Origin of the sequence: Candidatus Kuenenia sp. (genome assembly GCF_039794105.1) — a bacterium.
Classification (GTDB): Bacteria; Planctomycetota; Brocadiia; order Brocadiales; family Brocadiaceae; genus Kuenenia.
Window position 1 is genome coordinate 121,507 of record NZ_JBDIWA010000002.1, and the last position, 16,600, is coordinate 138,106.

The 16,600-nt window shown below is 40.6% G+C and carries 17 protein-coding genes; 6 read left to right on the forward strand and 11 right to left on the reverse strand.

The genetic code is table 11. From position 1 onward, the window contains the following. Positions 1-34 precede the first annotated feature (34 nt). A complete protein-coding gene (locus ABJL82_RS02145; protein WP_347273042.1) occupies positions 35-1,015 on the reverse strand; it encodes a transposase in 981 nt (326 codons plus the stop codon). Between the two features lie 141 nt (positions 1,016-1,156). Here ABJL82_RS02145 and ABJL82_RS02150 point away from each other — a divergent pair, with 141 nt between their 5' ends. From ABJL82_RS02150 to ABJL82_RS02160, 3 genes are all read left to right on the forward strand, one after another. After that, on the forward strand, positions 1,157-1,378 hold the full coding sequence (locus ABJL82_RS02150) for a hypothetical protein (protein WP_347273043.1): 222 nt from the start codon (positions 1,157-1,159) through the stop codon (positions 1,376-1,378). A 196-nt stretch (positions 1,379-1,574) separates the two neighbouring features. After that, positions 1,575-1,811, forward strand: coding sequence for a DUF4160 domain-containing protein (locus ABJL82_RS02155; RefSeq protein ID WP_347273044.1), 237 nt, complete (start codon positions 1,575-1,577; stop codon positions 1,809-1,811). Next, positions 1,792-2,100 carry a DUF2442 domain-containing protein gene (locus ABJL82_RS02160; RefSeq protein WP_347273046.1) on the forward strand — a complete coding sequence of 103 codons (309 nt, stop codon included), beginning with the start codon at positions 1,792-1,794 and terminating at the stop codon, positions 2,098-2,100. The genes ABJL82_RS02155 and ABJL82_RS02160 overlap by 20 nt, the downstream gene beginning before the upstream one ends. Before the next feature lie 284 nt (positions 2,101-2,384). Here the strand turns inward: ABJL82_RS02160 and ABJL82_RS02165 are convergent, their stop codons facing one another. The 6 genes from ABJL82_RS02165 to ABJL82_RS02190 all read right to left on the reverse strand — a co-directional run bounded on the left by ABJL82_RS02165 (position 2,385) and on the right by ABJL82_RS02190 (position 9,615). Then, on the reverse strand, positions 2,385-2,642 hold the full coding sequence (locus tag ABJL82_RS02165) for a hypothetical protein (protein ID WP_347273047.1): 258 nt from the start codon (positions 2,640-2,642) through the stop codon (positions 2,385-2,387). A gap of 17 nt (positions 2,643-2,659) precedes the next feature. Next, complete coding sequence (locus ABJL82_RS02170; RefSeq protein ID WP_347273048.1) at positions 2,660-3,055, reverse strand: transposase; 396 nt, start codon at positions 3,053-3,055, stop codon at positions 2,660-2,662. A 146-nt stretch (positions 3,056-3,201) separates the two neighbouring features. After that, positions 3,202-5,775: an EAL domain-containing protein gene (locus ABJL82_RS02175; RefSeq protein ID WP_347273049.1), complete on the reverse strand. Its 2,574-nt coding sequence runs from the start codon at positions 5,773-5,775 to the stop codon at positions 3,202-3,204. A gap of 126 nt (positions 5,776-5,901) precedes the next feature. After that, the gene (locus ABJL82_RS02180; protein ID WP_347273050.1) at positions 5,902-6,234 is read right to left on the reverse strand and encodes a hypothetical protein; all 333 of its coding nucleotides are present in this window, start codon (positions 6,232-6,234) and stop codon (positions 5,902-5,904) included. A 16-nt stretch (positions 6,235-6,250) separates the two neighbouring features. Continuing rightward, the gene (locus ABJL82_RS02185) at positions 6,251-7,438 is read right to left on the reverse strand and encodes an HD domain-containing phosphohydrolase (protein ID WP_347273051.1); all 1,188 of its coding nucleotides are present in this window, start codon (positions 7,436-7,438) and stop codon (positions 6,251-6,253) included. Between the two features lie 473 nt (positions 7,439-7,911). Further along, positions 7,912-9,615 (reverse strand): glutamine--tRNA ligase/YqeY domain fusion protein, encoded by a 1,704-nt coding sequence (locus ABJL82_RS02190; RefSeq protein WP_347273052.1) that lies wholly within the window; start codon positions 9,613-9,615, stop codon positions 7,912-7,914. Between the two features lie 266 nt (positions 9,616-9,881). Here ABJL82_RS02190 and ABJL82_RS02195 point away from each other — a divergent pair, with 266 nt between their 5' ends. Continuing rightward, on the forward strand, positions 9,882-11,663 hold the full coding sequence (locus ABJL82_RS02195; RefSeq protein WP_347273053.1) for an ABC transporter ATP-binding protein: 1,782 nt from the start codon (positions 9,882-9,884) through the stop codon (positions 11,661-11,663). Between the two features lie 245 nt (positions 11,664-11,908). Here ABJL82_RS02195 and moaC read toward each other — a convergent pair whose 3' ends face one another. Together moaC and ABJL82_RS02205 are read right to left on the reverse strand one after the other, a co-directional pair. After that, positions 11,909-12,388, reverse strand: a complete 480-nt coding sequence (moaC, locus tag ABJL82_RS02200) for a cyclic pyranopterin monophosphate synthase MoaC (protein WP_347273054.1) — start codon at positions 12,386-12,388, stop codon at positions 11,909-11,911. 459 nt (positions 12,389-12,847) lie between these two features. Beyond that, a complete protein-coding gene (locus ABJL82_RS02205; protein ID WP_347273055.1) occupies positions 12,848-12,982 on the reverse strand; it encodes a hypothetical protein in 135 nt (44 codons plus the stop codon). A gap of 364 nt (positions 12,983-13,346) precedes the next feature. Here ABJL82_RS02205 and ABJL82_RS02210 point away from each other — a divergent pair, with 364 nt between their 5' ends. Beyond that, entirely contained in the window at positions 13,347-13,475 is a 129-nt protein-coding gene (locus tag ABJL82_RS02210) for a hypothetical protein (RefSeq protein WP_347273056.1), read from the forward strand. 165 nt (positions 13,476-13,640) lie between these two features. Continuing rightward, entirely contained in the window at positions 13,641-14,207 is a 567-nt protein-coding gene (locus tag ABJL82_RS02215) for a hypothetical protein (RefSeq protein ID WP_347273057.1), read from the forward strand. 18 nt (positions 14,208-14,225) lie between these two features. Here ABJL82_RS02215 and moaA read toward each other — a convergent pair whose 3' ends face one another. Together moaA and ABJL82_RS02225 are read right to left on the reverse strand one after the other, a co-directional pair. Continuing rightward, complete coding sequence (gene moaA / locus ABJL82_RS02220) at positions 14,226-15,197, reverse strand: GTP 3',8-cyclase MoaA (RefSeq protein WP_347273058.1); 972 nt, start codon at positions 15,195-15,197, stop codon at positions 14,226-14,228. An 11-nt stretch (positions 15,198-15,208) separates the two neighbouring features. Then, positions 15,209-16,591 carry a sigma-54 dependent transcriptional regulator gene (locus tag ABJL82_RS02225; protein ID WP_347273059.1) on the reverse strand — a complete coding sequence of 461 codons (1,383 nt, stop codon included), beginning with the start codon at positions 16,589-16,591 and terminating at the stop codon, positions 15,209-15,211. Positions 16,592-16,600: the final 9 nt, after the last annotated feature.

The following is a 16,600-nucleotide window of genomic DNA, read 5'->3' on the forward strand; positions in this document are numbered from 1 at the left end:
TAACTCCAAAAATATAATCAAATTTATTTTCCTGTTATGTATTGAAATAAAGGTCACATCTGGACATTAGACAATATTTTCTTGAATTGTTTTGTAATTTATGGTCTTTTACAAGTCGTTGACGGAAACGGCTAACTGCTTTACTCACAGAAAAATAACTCCGCACTCCATACTTTTGACTGACTTCTTTTAATGTCATGCCACCATGATTTACAGCCAGAAACAGTATTGCCTGTCTGGCAATATTATTATACACTGGCGCTTCCAACGCTTCCCTTTTCACATCAAATTCTTTGCAAACGCACTCCTCAAGCGTGTTAATCGATATATTCTTCCTGAATGGTTTTACCCCGCTTAATTCTTTTGATGAAAAATTACCCCATCTCTTAAGTACCGCTTTTACCCAACCATCACTCCCTAATATCCACTTTCCCGCTGCTTTTAACCCAGGGTTGTTTTCGTCCTTCATTCCTTCCCGAACAAATTCTAAATACCCCCCTGTAGCACTATTTTTTCTTTTACCAAATCTTGATACAATCCATTCCCAATGAAGGGTAAAGGGGAAATGTGCCTTCCCTGTCACGTATGCCGGTAAACTGCTCCATTTGTATTCCTCAGGCTTTCGAGTGAGTCCTGCCCTGAATGGATTTAAATGGATATATCGGCTTAATTCTAAAAGATATACATCCTTTTCTACCAACATAGCTTTATATCTGCCTTGGAATAGACGTCCAGGCTGTTTGTGCCTTCGGCTAAAATACAAAGCATAATCTCCATTGAGGCGTTGAATTGCACGTGATAAATTAGCATGGGGAGTTTCTAATAAGATATGATAATGGTTGGACATTAATACAAATACATAAACATTAATACCATATCGACTTTCAATGTTGCCAACAATCTCATAAAACTTTTCCCGATCACGAGTATCAAGAAAAATATCTTCTCTGCGATTTCCCTGATTCATCACGTGGTAAAAAGCACCTTCAAATTCTATTCTTGCCGGTCTTGCCATGGTTTCATATTATACATATCATGTAAATATTGCCAATAGTCCAGATGTGACCCCTTACCTTACACGTGGTTTATCGCTAGTCACTTTAACGATCGGGGCTTTGAAGCGCATGAAAGGAGGTCTAGCCATGGTAGGAGGTCAATGATGAAATCAAAACGTAACCTTGACAAAAGTGACTCAAGCAAGGAAGATACTGCAGAATCAATTGTGAGGGGTGATGAAAAAGTTGTGAAAAATATAGTTGAGCTGATGGGTGGAAATGTTGAATCAGAGTTTCCTATTCTTCCACCACATACATTGACGGTAAATATTGAAGTTGGGAATAAACTGAATTTAAATCTCAGACAAATACGAAAAGAATAATAAATTTCTGTGGGGTGCATGTGGGATGCATATTGAAGTAAAAAAATGATTGTAAATAACTATAGACTTATTACAAAAGATAGATTTTAATAACAACACAGCACATGAAAACTTTATGATTAAATAAAAACTACCATTTTAACAATTTCATATTATAAATGCTTAGACCAATATTTGTTTTTTGCAAACAAAAACAATGCCAACTGTTTTAAGAATTAGTTCGTTTCGGTTTCATTTTTATTCAGACGAAGGTAATGAGCCGCCTCATATTCATGTAGCAACACCCGATGGCGAATGCAAATTTTGGTTAGAACCAGTTCGACTTGCCAGAAACAAAGGCGTCTCGCCTCATGTCATTAGAAAAATTGAAAAGCTAATCTTTGAACATTATGATTATTTAAAGGAGAAATACAATGAGTCCCGTAACTATTAATAAGACCATTAGCGCTGAACCTACAGCAATTAGAGCGTGGGCGAAAGGAAGGACAATTTTTATTGAACTCACAGATGGTCGTATTATTGGTTTTCCAGCGAATCGCTTTAAAATTCTGAAAAATGCCTCAGATAAGCAATTGAAAGAAGTAACGCTTCGTTTAGATGGTTATGCCATGCGATGGGAATCTTTAGATGAAGATATTACAGTACTTGGTATTATTGCTGGAAATTTTCAATTACCATATGAAGAGGAAAAAGATTCTAAACAAATAGAGAAGAAAGCCTAACAAATCAGTTGAGGTGACGCCTTTATCTCGCGCGGTTTCCAGATTTTTTAATTCTTTGTCTATTTTATCCTATCTTTCCCACTTAAAAAGTCATTAAATTGCTGGAACCTGCGGGAAATAAGGGGGTCACATCTGGACATTGGACAATATTTTCTTGAATTGTTTATGTATTGTATGATCTTTTGCAAGCCGTTGACGGAAACGGCTGACTGCTTTACTCACAGAAAAATAACTCCGTGCTCCATACTTTTGACTGACTTCTTTTAATGTCATGCCACCATGATTTACTGCCAGAAACAGTATTGCCTGTCTGGCAATATATTATACACTGGCGCTTCCAACGCTTCCCTTTTCACATCAAATTCTTTGCAAACGCACTCCTCCAGCGTGTTAATCGATATATTCTTCCTGAATGGTTTTACCCCGCTTAATTCTTTTGATGAAAAATTACCCCATCTCTTAAGTACCGCTTTTACCCAACCATCACTCCCTAATATCCACTTTCCCGCTGCTTTTAACTCAGGGTTGTTTTCGTCCTTCATTCCTTCCCGAACAAATTCTAAATACTCCCCTGTAGCACTATTTTTTCTTTTACGATATATCGGCTTAATTCTAAAAGATATACATCCTTTTCTACCAACATAGCTTTATATCTGCCTTGGAATAGATGTCCAGGCTGTTTGTGCCTTCGGCTAAAATACAAAGCATAATCTCCATTGAGGCGTTGAATTGCACGTGATAAATTAGCATGGGGAGTTTCTAATAAGATATGATAATGGTTGGACATTAATACAAATACATAAACATTAATGCCATATCGACTTTCAATGTTGCCAACAATCTCATAAAACTTTTCCCGATCACGAGTATCAGGAAAAATATCTTCTCTGCGATTTCCCCGATTCATCACATGGTAAAAAGCCCCTTCAAATTCTATTCTTGCCGGTCTTGCCATGGTTTCATATTATACATATCATGTAAATATTGCCAATAGTCCAGATGTGACCCCTTACCACTGCGAAGGGCTACAAAAAGAGGGGAAATAATTCGATTTCCTCCCCCCATGTCCATGAGAGCAAGCCTTTGCGGTGGACTGAACTGTTACAAAATTTCCGAATAGGTATCAATTTCAGATATAGCGAAGGGCTTGCCGATATGATACCCCTGGGCATAATCTACCCCGTAGTTCGATAATAGTTGCACCGTTTCTTCGCATCCCACAAATTCAGCGATGGTCTGTTTCCCCAGCCCACGCGCCACTTCTACCATTGCCCTGACCATGTGCTGGTCTGTATGGTTGTGTTTTAATTCACTGATAAAGCTCCCGTCTATCTTCAAAAAGTCCACGGGTAATTGTTTGAGGTAACTGAATGAAGAAAAACCAATGCCGAAATCATCGAGACCAAACCGGCAGCCCATGTCCTTGAGTGTGGTAATGAGACGATGTGCATCAACCATGTTTTCTATCGTGGCAGTTTCTGTAATTTCAAATATGAGGGTTGCAGGATTGATATTGGTAGCCTCAAACTCCTGTTTGATCAAAGGCAATAATTCCGGGTCACTAAATGCCTTGCCAGAGAGATTGACATCGAGGAATAAGCCTCTGTCAGTAAATTGTTGTTCTGCAATGAGGTGAATGGAGCGGCGAACTACCCAGCGGTCAATGTCACGAATAAGACCGAAACGTTCGGCTATAGTGAGAAATTCAGATGGGAAAGTTAATGCGTTATTTTCATCCACCATGCGCAGCAAAGCCTCGTAGCCCATAATCTTCTTATGCCGTATATTCGATATCGGTTGTAAATGCAGCACGAATCGATTATTTTTTAATGCATCCCGGATACGTTCCTCCCAGTCCATCCGTAACTCATAATGTATTTTCTGGTCGGGTGAATACGTACAAACGCAGTTGCGGCCTTTTTCCTTTGCCCGATACATGGCGAGATCGGCGTAGGTGAGTAATTTTTCCACATCACCTCCATGTTCGGGAAACAAGGCAATGCCAATGCTGGAAGTAACACTATGTAATCTGTCGTTCTTCCCTTGGAGATTTACTCTCGATAACTCCATGATTTGCATTGCGATTGACTGCGCCTGATCTGCATCGGTATAAGGGAGGATGATCGCAAATTCATCGCCGCCCAGCCTGGCGATGATATCGGTCTCACGTACCCGCGCTCTTAGCCGATGGGCGAAATTTATGAGAATTTCATCCCCTTTCTGGTGGCCAAGGGTATCATTAATATATTTGAAGTTGTCCAGGTCGATAAATAACAATGCCCCGTTGGATTCATGTCGTTCCATCTGTGCAACCCAGCCCTCCAACTCTTCCCTGAATCGGCGGCGGTTAAAGAGATTGGTGAGCGGGTCATTATTAGCCAGGTGTTCAAGATGCGCCTCGAACCTCTTGCGTTCGGTAATATCTTCTTTAACTGCAAGGAAGTGGGTAATAACCCCTTCCTGGTTTTTAATGGGAGAGATGGATGCGGATTCCCAATAAAACACACCCGTCTTCTTTCTATTATAAAATTTTCCCATCCATTCTCCACCTGAGGTTATCACATCCCATAAACGTTTGTACTCTTCAGGTGACGTTTTGCCTGATTTTAAGAGGCGCGGATTTTGCCCGATAGCTTCTTCTGCAGTATAACCAGTTAGTTGGGTAAATTTAGGATTTACGTATTCGATGGTGCCTTTTGTGTCGGTAATTACCACAGTGCTTGAGCTTTGTTCGATGGCCTGAGATAGCTTGCGGAGTTGTACTTCTGCCAATTTGCGCTTAGTTTCAGCGAGGTCAATAGAGTGACCGATGAGCTTTGCCGTGTATGAAATAATAATGCTGACAATAACCATAAATAGAATTGCCAGTAATGATGCCAATAATGCAGGATTACTTCTCGATTGCATGGCTATAATGGTATGAAACCAACCCATGATAATGACAGTACCAACCGTAACGGGAAGAAACGCCCGCAACAATCGGGCACGTGTTGAAGAACCCATCACCAGACACTGTGGCCAGCACCAGAGCCCGGTGACAGATATTAGCCCTATGCCCAAAAATACAAAGGTGATTGCGGTCGTGAGTGCCATCGGTACTATCGTCCCGCCATAAAGCAGAGGCGTTTTATACAAGTATCCAAGTATTACCACAGATCCTATGGATGCTATTACTATAGCAAGGCATGATGCTATATTTTTCATGTACCTTCGGTTTACGGAAGAAAATGATACAAGCGAGACAGAGAAACCAGACAGGAGAAAGTTCGCAGCCGTAATGGGAGACATGACGCCCATAGGCACTCCGCCTAATGTTTTCGTGGTTACGAGTAGCATTTGGTCAATGCCAAAGTCAATATTGGTTACATATTGGGTGAGGGACAATACATTAAGGGGTACGACAAAAATTGCGGCAACCCAAGCGATCCACCGGGAAATGAGGTTCATGTGCCAGCGGATCAGGGTAAACAACGTAATGCCCAATACGACGAATACTACAGCGGTATTCGGCGCCATAGGGATGTAGTTCGGGCGAATACTGGCTAGCAATTGGGAATTCGATATCCAGCCTAATAATCCTATTGCGCCCACACCGGCGACTACCCCACTGCAAATTTGCGCAGCGAGGCTAACTGTGTTTATGGAAGGAAAGGTAGACTTTCTATCTGTTTCCATGTGTCGACTGACCATCATAAATGTTTTAAGGAGGAATATAATTACTTTTTAACCCCAAAGTATAGGGAAACTACCTGTTCATCATTAAAAATGTACCCAATTTTTTGTCTTCATTTTAATCTTAATTTACTCCGCTTTCCACAATTCACAATTTCCAACGCTTTGATCACCCTGACAATCCCTGCCATCAGTAAACAGCAGTATAATTTTTTCTTCTGTAACAAATCCATTTCCTCCTATAAATCCCCTGCATAGTACTGACTTCTCAATTTCAAATTCTATATTATCGCCGGATACCGTTCCGGTTAATTTCCCAAACTGACGGCCATTTGCCAATATCATTCCCGATATAATATCGTCGGTTTGTGTTGTGGTTATTGATACATCTAAATCCCATATACACGTTTTTAAATATCCTTTCCATGCGCCAGCCATGCCTGATGTTTCATCTTTTTCCAAATAAATACTTCCGATATTAATAATATCTTACACATTCTATTTCCATGCGATTGTCATAGCGCAAATCAATATCCATGGGTTTAATGGGATTGTTTTTTTTATCGTGCATAATTTTTATTTTAGGCCTTAAAATATTCTCTTCGCTTACCGACATTACGTAACCGGTGAATCCTTTATACAGGCCGTTTTTAATACTGATTTCAGAACCTATCGGATATTTGGGTATGATACTTAAAAAAGCATCCGTTAATTCCTTGTTAAAGTGTGTACCAGCTTCTTTTTTTATTAGGTCATAAACTATATCGGGGGGGATTCCGGGACGGAACGGACGGTCTGAAATGCAGGCATCGTAAACATCTGCAATGGTGGCAATCTCGGCAACCATAATCAACTTTCCATGTTCTTCGTATGTTATTTTGTTGTTATTAACCTTATTAGCGCCGATCAGGCCGCGCGGATAACCTTTTCCATCCTGTCTTTCATGGTGCTGGTATGGTATGTGCGCTGAGATTAAGCCTATATTGTCATTATCCCGTAACAGTTCATATCCGTAAACAGTATGTTGTTTTATCAAATCATACTCTTCCGGGGTTAATATATCCGGCTTGTTTAATATTTTCTCATTCACAAAAATCTTACCTATATCATGGAGAAATTCGCCAATTGCCAGTTGCTTCATTTTTACATCGCTGAGGCATAGTTTTTTGGCAAGGACAAGTGAGATTACAGCAGAATCAACTGAATGTTCGTAGGTATAATTATCGACAGATTTTATTGAATTCAATCCTGACAACAGGTCATGGCTCAGAACTTCCTCAAGAAAGTAATGGATGTGTTTAATCAACTGATTAAATGCAGGGCTTTCCAGAAAATTCTTTTTGATTTTTGTATGTATGCATTTAATTATTCCTTCTTGTGTTTCCGCTTCTATATTTACTAAGGAATTTCTGGTTGTTTCGTAAACTTTCAAAATATCCTTTGTTGCCATCATACGAATTTTATCGGAAATCGGGTCTTCAATAACGATATCTTCCGTATTTTTGTCTTCTATAAAAACATTCAAAAAGCCCCTTTTTTTCAAAATATCTATGTAGGTACTGGTTAATTTTACACCTTTTTTTAACAAAATTTCGTAATTATCTCCGTATATCGTCTTGCCGAGGATCATTCCTTGTGTAACTTCAGTAACTCTTTTTTTTATCATATAATATTGCTCATTCCATAGGGGAAAATAGGGTCACACCTTGATTAGTGATTTTACCTTTTACAATTGTTTATTGGCTTCATCTTCTTTAAATATCTTTTATTTCATAGTAGCTACTCTCGTACCCTCCGACTTATAATCACTGATCAGGGTGTGACCCCAAACCTCATGTTTGCAACCTGGACCCGTCTGGGAGCATTCCCGATTTTTTGTAACCCGTCATTTTAGTAGGATGAAAAAAGAATATCGAACCGCAGAACAAGGAATTTCGAATTACAACCGTAGAGATGCACGGCCGTGCGTCTCTACTTCGACATTCATTATTCCTTGTTCAATATTCGATATTCTTTTTTTCCCGTGTAGTTTATTGTTGGGTCAGCTCCGAGTGACCCATCCTGCATAAATAATAAGCTTTTTTACAAAAAATCGGGAATGCACCCGACCCGTCTGGAGTCTGCGCATTTTAGTCTTTGTCATTTCCCTTCCGCCTTTTGCTCCTTTGCCCATGTATCACGCAGTAGCGCCGTTCTGTTAAAAACAGGTTTTTTACTGGCGGTGTCTTTTTCATCAACGCAAAAATAACCTAAGCGCTCAAATTGGTAACGGCTCCCTGGTTTAGCATCTGCCAGACCAGGTTCTACACGGCATTTAGCTATTATTTCCAGGGAATTCGGGTTCAGAAACTTCTTGAAATCGGTTTCTTCTTTTTCGCCGCATGGGGATTCCTTTATGAATAGATGGTCGTACAAACGCACTTCTGCTTCAATTGAATGTTCGGCAGAAACCCAATGTATTGTGCTCTTTACTTTACGGCCATCAGGTGCGGAACCGCCCCGTGTTTCCGGATCATAGGTGCAATGCAATTCTTTAATTTCGCCGGTTACTTCGTCTTTTATTGCCTTTATGCAGGTAATGAAATAGGCGTAGCGTAAACGGACTTCACGCCCAGGGGCAAGGCGAAAGAATTTTTTGGGCGGTTCTTCATAAAAATCGTCCCGTTCTATATATAAAACCCTGGAAAAAGGCGCCTTTCGCGTCCCCATATTTGGGTCTTCCGGATTGTTTATACACTCCAATTCTTCCACATGCCCCTCGGGGTAATTAACAATGACTACCTTAAGCGGGCGCAATACTGCCATTACCCGGAGAGCATGTTTATTCAGGTCTTCACGGACAAAGTGTTCCAGCAGTGCGATATCAACCATGCTCTCTCTCTTTGCCACTCCAATTCGTTCGCAGAAATTGCGTATTGCTTCCGGTGTATATCCCCTCCTTCGCATGCCTGAAATAGTAGGCATTCTTGGGTCGTCCCACCCGCTTACCTGTTTTCCCTCTACCAGTTCAAGTAACTTTCTCTTGCTCATCACGGTATAGCTGAGGTTGAGGCGTGCAAACTCTATTTGTTGCGGATGGCATTGGACCCCCAGCGTGTCGAGTATCCAATCATACAGGGGGCGATGGTTTTCAAATTCTGTTGTGCATATGGAATGCGTGATCCCTTCAATGGAATCGGAAAGGCCGTGGGCAAAGTCGTACATCGGATAAATACACCATGTATCGCCGGTTCTGTGATGCTTTGCACGCCGGATGCGATAGATAGCAGGATCTCTCATGTTTAAATTGGGAGATGACATATCAATTTTTGCGCGAAGCACATGAGCGCCATCCGCAAACTCTCCGTTGCGCATGCGTGTAAATAAATCAAGATTTTCTTCTATGGTTCGTGTGCGATAGGGGCTATCCTTTCCCGGTTGAGTCAAGGTGCCGCGGTGCTCTCTTATCTCGTCAGCGCTAAGACTGCATACATAGGCCTTGCCTAGCCGTATCAACTGTACCGCATACTCATACAGCTTTTCAAAATAATCGGATGTGTAATAAAGATGCGTTCCCCAGTCAAAGCCTAACCAATGTACATCGTTTTTAATTGCCTCAACATATTCAATTTCCTCTTTGCAAGGGTTTGTATCATCAAACCGCAGGTGGCATACACCGCCTTTATTTTCAAGGGCAATGCCAAAGTTTAGACAGATTGATTTTGCGTGCCCGATGTGCAGGTATCCGTTTGGTTCTGGAGGAAAGCGTGTAATCACCCTGCCGCCGTGTTTATTCGTTTTTATATCTTCCGCAATAATTTCCCTTATAAAATCAATCCCGGGAGCAGGACTATCTGTAGACATATTATTTCACTCCTTTGCGACCGAAGACCATGGATATTCCATTCTTTTGAATTAAAGGTTGAATTTTATCATTCTAACACCATTAAGCAACAGCATTTTTAGGTGCGTTTGTTTTGGTAGAGACGCACGGCCGTGCGTCTCTACCCGGTGTAATAAGGCAATTAACAATATATACAGGTAAAAATGCTGTTTATCATTGTTTGTACAAGACTTCTTCTCTAAAATGAAGTTTTTATTCTCAATTATGTTAGCGTTTAGGAATTTCAATGTTAATACGTTTTATGAAAAAATTGAAAAAACTTTGGCAAAGAAGCATTGTTTACAGGGTCTTTGTAAAGAAATACCGGCGCTATTTTATTATTGGGGCAATCTCGCTCATTACTGTGGATATCATTAATATATTTCCCCCCCTTATTATAAAAAAAACAATAGATATGCTTTCCGGTGATGGCAGCATGCGAGGCATTGCATATTATATAGGCTTATTTCTCCTGGCTACATTTTTCCAGGGGGCATGTCGCTATGTGTGGCGGATATATTTCATAGGAACGTCTTTTCGGTGCGAGCATGACCTCCGTATGGCTTTTTTTAAGCATATAGAAACACAATCACAGCGTTTTTTCCAGAAGTATAAAACTGGCGATCTGATGTCCAGGGCTACAAACGATATGAATGCCATCCGTATGGCAGTGGGGCCGGGATTATTAATCGGGCTTGACGCCTTGTTGTATTTTATAGTTATTCCACCAATTATTATCTGGTTGTCCCCCAAACTATCATTATTTACCTGTATATTGATGCCCTTAACGCCTTTTATTGCTTATAAAATCAGGAATGTTATTGACCGTCAGTTTTGTAGCGTACAGGAACAATTTTCAAAGATCAGTGAAAAGGTCAGGGAAGGCATTTCCGGTATCCGTGTGGTAAAGTCATTTAACATTTCTCAACAAGAAGAAGCGGTTTTGCGGGAATTGTCAGGAGATTTTGTAAAGAAAAATCTTAAGCTTGCCATTCCGCAGTCTCTTTTGGGCCCAGCCTTTGAGTATATTACTTATTTGGGAATAATTATGTTGCTTTGTATTGGCGGAAGGATGGTCATTCAAGGCGATATTACGCTTGGCACGCTGGTCGCCTTTCAAAGTTACATATCAATGATGATTTGGCCTATGACGGCTGTAGGTTGGTGTGTCTCATTATTGCAGCGCGGCAATGCGTCTATGAAACGTATTGATGAGGTGATGGAGGAAAAGCCTGAGATCGACAAGCACCCTGTAACAAGTAAAAAAGTAACCTTGAAAGGAGATATTGAGTTCAGGGACGTACATTTTCAATATTATAAACAGGATAAATGGATATTAAAGGGCATACACCTTAAAATACGCGCTGGACAACGTGTGGCAATTGTAGGGTCTATCGGCAGCGGTAAAACAACGTTGTTAAGCCTTTTGCCCCGGATACTATCAGTAAAAGCCGGGACGGTGTTTATAGACGGGATGGATATCAATGTTATGGATGTTACATTGTTGCGCAGGTGTATTGGTTTTGTCCCTCAGGAGGCATTTCTGTTTTCTGAACGAATTGCAGATGCTATTTTGTTTGGCAATGCACGGGCGGGTACTGATGAAAACTTGAGAGAACTTGCCCGTATGGTAAAACTGGAGGCAGAAATCCAAAAACTACCCGAGCAGTATGAAAGTTATTTAGGCGAACGCGGGGTTAATTTGTCGGGCGGGCAGAAGCAAAGATTAACCATTGCGCGTGCACTGGCGGTAAATCCGGACATTATTATTATGGATGATTGCCTCTCTGCGGTGGATGTTCAGGGGGAACATTTTATTCTGCACAACATAGCGACAAAATTTCCCGGCAAAACACTCATTATTGTTACACACAGATTACCGGCTATCAGGGATTTTGATGTAATTGTTGTTATGAAAGAGGGCATGATTGTTGAGAAGGGCACACATGCAGAGCTTATGAAAATGAACGGGGAATATTCGGCGCTTTACAGGAAAGAGGAGCTGGAAGAAGGCATAGAAATATTGTAGGTGCGAAGCATTTGCTATAAATTGTCATAAATGCGCTCAAACCCAAAACGGGCTAATGCTTCGCCCCTGCTTAAATGTATAGGAATTTCAATCGTAACGCTTTGGTTTTTTTTAAGTAACGGCGAAGTATTTGAAGGGATTTAAGGGGGCGTGCTATAAATTACGCTGAGTAGTCGCGTCCGATTCAGCCTTCCGAAATTAGCTGTATACATTGGTTGAAAAGCGGGAATAAAACCACAAAACGGTCACTGTTTTCCAAAGGTAAAGGTTCCGCTCTTACCGCCGGATTTTTTTACCAGGTGGATATCACTGATTACCATTTCCTTATCGGCAGATTTGCACATATCATAAATGGTAATTGCGCAGATGGCGGCGGCGGTGATGGCTTCCATTTCAACGCCGGTTTTCCCTGTGACTTTTACTTCTGCAAAAACTTCAATGGCGTCTGCGGCATTGTCTTTGTAATCTATTTTAACGCTGGTAATATTGAGCGGATGGCACATCGGGATAAGCTGAGAAGTTTGTTTTGCTGCCATAATTCCGGCAATTCTTGCAACCTCAAGCACGTCCCCCTTGTGCATTTTTTTATCCATAATAAGGCGGAATGTTTCAGGTTTTGTGGAGATCTTTGCATGTGCGATAGCTGTCCTGTTGGTATCGTCTTTATTGCCAACGTCTACCATCCTGGAAGCGCCTTGTTCGTCAAAATGTGTGAGTTGTGTCATTGTTTTATTTATTGGTAATACTTTTGTAACTATTCAGCGTAATCTATTAAACTACCGGAGCACAACTCGTTCCCAAACTCCTTTTCGGGAACGTAATGGCGCTGGAAACTACATGCGCGGGTTCAGGTTTGTAACCTGAACCAAACGTTTTATACTTTCAATCCAGCTTTTTATTAGGGGAACAAATGACAAATAAATTCCAGATTCCAAACAGGGATTTTGTGATTTGGGCATTGGAATTTTGCCGTAGTACATTGCCCCATTATACGCATAAACTCATGGGTTCAGGTTGCAAACCTGAACCCGCCAGGGTTTTATTTAATGGAATACTTTTTACAATACATTTTGTCGTGATAGTCAAAATCTATAAATTTTATAAGTTTTGTTCCTGTTCTATCTCGTTGCGCAATTCATCAACGCTGGAAAAGGGGGAAAACTTCCCCCTTTTGTCCAGCGTTTTTATTTTTTTATGTACTCCGGACGAACCTCATGCAAGTCATTACTTATGTCTTCAATTCCATTGTCTATTACAATTAATTTGGATTTTATGAATTCCAGGTCTTTTTGAATTTTTGCTAATATATTAGTAGACATCTGCGTTCATCTCATGTTGAATATTTTGAATTTTATCTTCAAGCGTTTTTACTCTCGCGGACAATGCTGCAATCGCATTCTGCTGCTCCTGAATAACCCTTACACAAACCGCCGTGATGTCCATGGAATTCAGATGCGGATGAGATGATGATAGGGAATTGCTTTTTTCCATCCGGCAGTCAGTTTAGCAAAAACAAAGAAAATTACAAGTTCTTTTGTTTTATCAGCTCTAACCAACATCGAGCCTGTCATTGTCATCCATTGGATACTCCTGATATACGTATCTTTTCAGATTGATTATATTTTTTTGTTTTACTATAATCACCTACAATTATTAGGGGATTCGCGGATAGGTTTATCCGGTATGGCAAGGTACTTCTTTGCCGATAAGATATTTTTGGTAGCGGCGGATTTTATGCCTGTGGTAGTTTTAAGGGGCGTTGTTATCTGTTTGGGGGTTAAATATGAACTTAAAAGAGCGCCTAAATCATAAGCTGTATATTCAAGTACTTCGTCAAATGTCACCTGAAAAAAGGTTACTTAAGGCATTTGAATTATCTGAATTTACCAGGCAACTATTTATTCATGGATTGCAGAAAAGATTTCCGCATCTTTCAGATGAGGAATTTCAAAAAATACTTTTGAAACGTATTGATAAGTGTCACAACAGGAATTATTAAAAAAGGTTATTCAGGCGCTCAAAGACGCCGGAATTCAGTATATGATAACAGGTTCCGTTGCTTCAAGCCTGCAAGGCGAACCACGTTCTACCCATGATATAGATGTAATTGTAGCTATTCAGAAACCGGCGGTAAAGAAACTGGTAGGGTCTTTTTCACCGCCTGATTTTTATGCAGATGAAGACAGTATCTGTGATGCAATTAACAAGCAAAAGATGTTCAATATAATTGATGTAAAAGAGGGAGACAAAGTTGATTTCTGGATATTAACCGATGAACCTTTTGACCAATCCCGTTTTTCACGAAGGTATGTAGAGAAGGTTTTTGGGATAAATTTGCAAGTTTCAAGACCTGAAGATACAATCCTGGCCAAACTGAGATGGGCAAAACTTTCTGGCGGCAGTGAAAAACAATTTACCGACGCATTACGAGTTTATGAGGTACAATTTGGAAAACTTGATATGAATTATATGGAATATTGGGTAAAGAAATTAGGCGTTGAGCCACTATGGAAACAGCTAAAGAACAAGGCAGAAATAACATAGGGGGATACTACGCTACTCTTAACCGCCCACCTTGTGCATAACCACATGCCCTCTGCCGGAATGTTTGCGGGGTTTTAAATGTGCGGCGCGGATAAAGGCGTCTTGAAGCGATTCTTCGCTGAAATTGTTCCGCAGGATAGACTTCAAATCAACCTCTCCTCCCGATAAAAGACAAGAACGAAGTTTTCCTTCTGAAGTTAACCGAAGCCGGTTGCACGAATCGCAAAAAGGCTGGCTTACAGCGGAAACAAATCCTATCGTGCCAAGAGCCCCTTTTATTTTATATACTCGTGCGGCGCCGCTGCCAAGCGCTGGTTTGGGGAGAGGAATCAGTTCATTATTTTTTTCGATAGTACTTATTATTTCGGAGGAGGAGATGAATTTATTTTCTGAAGCCAGGCTGCTTTTATTCATCGCCATATATTCAATGAAACGCACCTCGATATCACGTTCCAGTGTAAGCCTTGCAAAGTCTTCAAACTCATCATCATTAATGCCCTTCATTGCAACTACATTGATCTTTGTATTTTTAAACCGTAATTGAAGGACTTCTTCTATGCCGTCCAACACATCACTTAAATTCCCTCCGCGCGTGATTTGTTTGTATTTTGTTTCCTGAATGCTGTCAAGGCTGATGTTTAGCCGAAACACCTCAATTTCCCGGAGTATTTTTGCATAGTCTTTCAGGTAAATGCCATTTGTTGTCATTGCAAGGTCTTCTATGCCCTCTACCTTTGCCAGCATTCTGATAAATGATTCAATACCCCTTCGGACAAGCGGCTCCCCGCCGGTTAATCGAAAACTTGTTATGCCGAATTTTAAGGCAGATTGTATGATAGCTATTATTTCTTCATAAGTAAGGATATCCTTATGTTCCATAAGCGCAATGCCGGCTTCCGGCCTGCAATAAGTGCACCGGAGATTACAAAGCTCTGTTACCGAGATTCGCAGCCGGTTTATCTGTCTGAAATATGAGTCCGTAATAGCCATGAAGTTATTTCTCAACCATTTTCAACATTATAATTTATTTTTGGTATGATGTGGTATTCCTTCATTTTTCTCCACAAAGTGGTGGTGGAAATTCCTAAATTATTTGCCGCTTGTTTGCGGTTTCCTGCAAATTTCTTTAAGGATTCTACAATTGTTTTTCTTTCCTGTTGGGCTAATGCGGCTCTGATTCCTCCGGAATCGTGAAGTATGTCGATAGAATCATGAAAAAGGGATTCCTGTAATGCAAGGTCTGCCGGCATGATGCGGCCATTTTTTGATAATGTAATTGCCCGTTCAATCACATTTTCCAATTCCCTGATATTCCCGTACCATGAGTAGTTTAAAAGTGAACTCATCGCAGTTTCGGAAATTTCAGGTATTTTTTTGTTAAGTTTGTGCGAACATGCATTTACAAAATAATTTACCAGGGCGGGGATATCCTCTTTTCTTTCCCTAAGGGGCGGTACATGAATTCTTATGACGTTTAACCGGTAGAATAAATCTTTTCGAAAGACACCGTTTTTCGTAGATTCTTCAAGATCCTTATTCGTTGCGACAATAACGCGTACATCAAGGAATACAGGTTTATTATCGCCAACCTTGCGGATTTCTCCGTTCTGCAGAAACCTTAGTAGTTTAACCTGGGTGGAAAGCGATGCCTCGCCAATTTCGTCTAAAAATAAAGTCCCCCCTTGCGCCTCAAAAAATAGCCCCTTTTTGTCCTTTACCGCACCGGTAAATGAACCCATAGCATGCCCGAAAAATTCGCTTTCCTGCAAATATTCAGGCAATGCCCCGCAGTTCACTACCACAAATGGCTTGTTGCTTCTGGGACTGTTGTTGTGTATGGAACGTGCAACCAGTTCTTTCCCCGTCCCGCTTTCTCCAGTGATTAATACCGTACTTTCACTGTTCGTCAGTTCTACCAGTATATTCAGTATTCGCATCATTACCGGAGAATTGCCAATAATACCTTCAAATTTGTAATGTTCTTTTGTGCCTTTTTGTAAGTTATTGACCTTTTCAGACAAACGTTTCTTTTCCAGTGCACGCTCAATGACGGAAAGCATATTGGGCAGATGGAAGGGTTTTGTGATGTAATCGTACGCCCCGTCTCTTATCGCCTGGATAGCACTGTTAATAGTGCCAAATGCAGTCATGACAATAACCTCCGTTGAGGGGTTTATTTCTTTTACGTTTGACAGCACTTCAAGTCCGTCCATGGCTTCCATTTTCAGGTCCACAATGATTAAATCATAGCCAATTTCTTTTTGCTGTTGTATGGCCATTTCGCCATTATCAACCCCTGTAACCTTGTAACCAGCCCTTTTCAGGGCAATTACCAGAGATTCTCTCATATTTTTTTGATCTTCAACGACAAGAATAGTAAACATAATTTTTAA

Bases quoted from the DNA above. Each gene is read 5' to 3' on its own strand.
- ABJL82_RS02145 (WP_347273042.1), bottom strand. From the start codon at position 1,015: ATGGCAAGACCGGCAAGAATAGAATTTGAAGGTGCTTTTTACCACGTG.
- ABJL82_RS02150 (WP_347273043.1), top strand. From the start codon at position 1,157: ATGATGAAATCAAAACGTAACCTTGACAAAAGTGACTCAAGCAAGGAA.
- ABJL82_RS02155 (WP_347273044.1), top strand. From the start codon at position 1,575: ATGCCAACTGTTTTAAGAATTAGTTCGTTTCGGTTTCATTTTTATTCA.
- ABJL82_RS02160 (WP_347273046.1), top strand. From the start codon at position 1,792: ATGAGTCCCGTAACTATTAATAAGACCATTAGCGCTGAACCTACAGCA.
- ABJL82_RS02165 (WP_347273047.1), bottom strand. From the start codon at position 2,642: ATGAAGGACGAAAACAACCCTGAGTTAAAAGCAGCGGGAAAGTGGATA.
- ABJL82_RS02170 (WP_347273048.1), bottom strand. From the start codon at position 3,055: ATGGCAAGACCGGCAAGAATAGAATTTGAAGGGGCTTTTTACCATGTG.
- ABJL82_RS02175 (WP_347273049.1), bottom strand. From the start codon at position 5,775: ATGGAAACAGATAGAAAGTCTACCTTTCCTTCCATAAACACAGTTAGC.
- ABJL82_RS02185 (WP_347273051.1), bottom strand. From the start codon at position 7,438: ATGATAAAAAAAAGAGTTACTGAAGTTACACAAGGAATGATCCTCGGC.
- ABJL82_RS02190 (WP_347273052.1), bottom strand. From the start codon at position 9,615: ATGTCTACAGATAGTCCTGCTCCCGGGATTGATTTTATAAGGGAAATT.
- ABJL82_RS02195 (WP_347273053.1), top strand. From the start codon at position 9,882: ATGTTAATACGTTTTATGAAAAAATTGAAAAAACTTTGGCAAAGAAGC.
- moaC (WP_347273054.1), bottom strand. From the start codon at position 12,388: ATGACACAACTCACACATTTTGACGAACAAGGCGCTTCCAGGATGGTA.
- ABJL82_RS02205 (WP_347273055.1), bottom strand. From the start codon at position 12,982: ATGTCTACTAATATATTAGCAAAAATTCAAAAAGACCTGGAATTCATA.
- ABJL82_RS02210 (WP_347273056.1), top strand. From the start codon at position 13,347: ATGGCAAGGTACTTCTTTGCCGATAAGATATTTTTGGTAGCGGCGGAT.
- moaA (WP_347273058.1), bottom strand. From the start codon at position 15,197: ATGGCTATTACGGACTCATATTTCAGACAGATAAACCGGCTGCGAATC.
- ABJL82_RS02225 (WP_347273059.1), bottom strand. From the start codon at position 16,591: ATGTTTACTATTCTTGTCGTTGAAGATCAAAAAAATATGAGAGAATCT.